This window comes from Streptomyces sp. PH10-H1 (assembly GCF_030063355.1).
Lineage (GTDB): Bacteria > Actinomycetota > Actinomycetes > Streptomycetales > Streptomycetaceae > Actinacidiphila.
The window spans coordinates 1-3,047 of record NZ_JASISZ010000174.1; the positions used below are offsets into that span (position 1 = coordinate 1).

The 3,047-nt window shown below is 67.1% G+C and carries 2 protein-coding genes and 1 pseudogene; all 3 read right to left on the reverse strand.

Annotated elements, in window-relative coordinates:
* Window positions 1-286: 286 nt before the first annotated feature.
* The gene (locus QMK24_RS40890) at window positions 287-1,111 is read right to left on the reverse strand and encodes a glutamate racemase (protein ID WP_283471987.1); all 825 of its coding nucleotides are present in this window, start codon (window positions 1,109-1,111) and stop codon (window positions 287-289) included.
* Window positions 1,112-1,155: 44 nt separating this feature from the next.
* Window positions 1,156-1,998 (reverse strand): annotated as a pseudogene (locus tag QMK24_RS40895) (IS5 family transposase).
* A gap of 329 nt (window positions 1,999-2,327) precedes the next feature.
* Window positions 2,328-2,663 carry a DUF8825 domain-containing protein gene (locus tag QMK24_RS40900; RefSeq protein WP_283471988.1) on the reverse strand — a complete coding sequence of 112 codons (336 nt, stop codon included), beginning with the start codon at window positions 2,661-2,663 and terminating at the stop codon, window positions 2,328-2,330.
* Between the last annotated feature and the right edge of the window lie 384 nt (window positions 2,664-3,047).

The following is a 3,047-nucleotide window of genomic DNA, read 5'->3' on the forward strand; positions in this document are numbered from 1 at the left end:
AGCCCCGTCACCGAGACCACCGACCGCCTTCCAGAGCCTCCTGGATCAGCAGGGAATCCCACGGTCGAAGTCCTGGCGCACCCTCGGAACCTGACCCCGACCACCAAGATCACCGACAGAGTCAAGCTCAGAGGTCGCGCAGATAGGCGCGGTGGGGAGCCCTGGGCGAAACAGGCACAGGTCCTGGGTGATCACGTAGTTGTCACGCTCTGTGATTTCCCGGGGTCTGCCGCGAACGGGGTGGCTGTACGCCTGGCCGACGAGATGAAGGGGTTCCGGGGCTTGCTCAGATCGCTGGAGCAGCCATCGAGGCGCGAGTTGCGGCAGTGATGAGAATTTCGCGGGGCACCCGCGCTGCGGCGGCAAGGGCGCGACCCACCGGGTAGGCGTGGGCGCCTGCTGGGAGATTTCCGCGGCGCCCGCTGAGTACCACGTCGATGGAGCCCGTGCTGCTGTGCGATTCCGTGGTTCTGTCCAATCGCCGCAGTGTTTGGCGGGCGACTGCCTCCGCGCTGTCGTACAGGGTGGTTCCGGTGGGCAGACTCTGCAGAATCTCTGGCGCCACCAGGGGGTAGTGCGTGCATCCCAGCACCACGGAGTCGCAATTCTGGGGGGTCCGCTTTGCCGCGTCGGCGATCGCTTCCGCTGCTGCGGCCATGTCTCCCTGGTCGATCGCCTCGGCCAGACCAGGGCATGCGACACGCGCGACAGGCCGACCGTTCGCGAAGTCCGCGATCAGGCGATCCTGGTAGTCACTCGCCGTGGTCCGGACAGTTGCCCACACGGCGATACCTTGGGCGGCCGCGGCGGCCGACTTCACGGCGGGCACGGTTCCGATCACAGGCACACGGGGTTCAAAACTCTCGCGCAGAGCATCGATCGCGGTGACGGTGGCGGTGTTGCAGGGGACCACGATGGCCTCCGCGCCCCGCTGGACGGCCAATTGGGCGGCACTGAATAGACGGTCCGTGACGAAGGAGGCCGTTCTCGATCCCCAGGGGGCGCCTTCGGGGTCCAGAAACAGAAGCAGATCGAGTTCCGGGGCGAGGTGCCGAAGCCATCCTGTGGTGGAAAGGAGGCCAAGCCCTGAGTCGATCAATGCCACCATCATGGGAATCAAGTTACCAGCCGACCACTGGCGCAGATGGCGGTCCGTCACGGGCAGCGGCAGGGGCGGCCCTCCCAGCGGTGAGTGGTCCACGCTCGGCGGATCAGGCTACGCACGGTGATGATGGTGTCGGCGAGGTCGAAGAAGACGTCGATGACGGTGGCCCGGCGCTCGTAGCAGCGGGCGAGGCGATGGAAGGCGTTCTGTCAGGCGTGGGTGCGTTCGACGTGCCACCTCTGGCTTGCCTGGATCGGCGCCTTCTCGCCCTTGTGCGCGATGCGGCCGTGCAGGCTGCGTTCGTCGAGCAGGGCGCGGGTCTTGTCCGAGTCGTAGCCGGCGTCCAGATGCACGGTGACGTCTTCGGGCAGCGGTCCCAGGTCCTCCAGGCGGTCCAAGGTCGGGGCGAGCAGCGGGGAGTCATGACGGTTCGCTCCAGCCAGCACACGGCCCAGTGGAATTCCATAACCATCCGTCATACCTGAGCGTTTCAATCCCTGTTTGCCGCGATCTACCGGTGAGCTTCCTGCAACCTCACCACCGCCGGGGGCTTTGGTGATGGAACCGTCGACGGCGATCTGATCGAGGACGAGGCCGACGATCCGGTCGTAGGACTCCAACGCGATCTGCTTGATTTTGGCGAAGACGCCGAGCCGGATCCACTCGTCCCGGCGGTTGCGGATCGTGGTGGCCGAGCAGGTCGTGTCGGCGATCGCCTGGTAGGAGCAGCCGAATCGCAGGAGCTGCAGCATCTTGTCGAAGATGATCCGGTCGCTGATGCGTGGGCGGTGGCAGCCCAGTGGATGGTCCGGGTGGTACTCCGGCCGCTCGGGCAGCAGGGCCGCGAATTGGCCCCAGAGTGGTTCGGTCAGCCATGACGGCAGCACAGGCACAGATCTCCCCGGTGATCACAGAGCGTCGCAACTCCATGATCGCCAGGACCTGTGCCTGTCTTGCTGCCGGGGTACCATCACCGCGCCTATCTGCGCGACCTCTTACCTGATCAGTTGCAAGATGAGCTCATTCCTCACGGGCCTACGAGGGACTACGAGATCTAGATATTCGTAGAACCACTCGCCGGTGCGGGTCTGGAATCGTCCGTGCAGTTGTGCGGTGATTTCCTGCCGGTCCGGCAGCATCACCCATACCGGAGGCGTCGGCGTCGCGGCCGGCGGCTCAGCTCCGTCGTGGCGGTCCTGCTCCTGGCCATGCTCGTCCATGGCTATGCCGCCTGCTCCAGCGCCTCTCGCCCCAGCACCGGCCGCGCCGCAGCCGGCGGCGCTTCCTCGAGGACCGGGGTCGTCCACCACGGATGCGAGCCGATGGCGGCGCGCAGCGTGCGTTCGCGGTCCAGTAGCTCCTCCACCGCCGTGTGGTCCGCCTCGCTCCACCCGGGCGACGCGGGGGGCGTGGTGCCGTCCGGCTCGACCCACGCCGCGGCCGGCACGGCGTAGTGGGGGAGGTGGCCGTACAGGGCGATCAGCTCGCGGCAGGTGTGGTGCAGGGCGAGCTGCGCTGCGGCCAGGTCCTGAGGAACGGAGCGGAGCGGGGAAGCCATATATATACCGTACGGTGTTCGAATAGCTTCGCCACTGGATACGCCAGAGCTTGCCCACGCCACCAAAGGCCAGGTGACAGGCGCGCCTGCACAACTCGGGCACACCTTCGCCGGACCTGCGCAGTGGATCGACGCGGCCAGGGTCGGGACCGGGTGGCGGCCGGGGGTCTGGCGGGCGGTTGTGGAGGGGGTTGGGGGTGGGTTCTGGTGGAGGTGGCGTGGGTCCGGTACGCGACCCGGGCCCGCCCCCGGCGTGAGGGGTCTGCCCTTGTGGGTTTTGTTGACCCGTTCTGCTGTGAACGTCGCGCTCACGGGGAGTGGCTCGGGACGTGTGTGTGGCCCGCCGGGGATCCCGGCGGGCCACACATATCTGGGGGTGTCCTG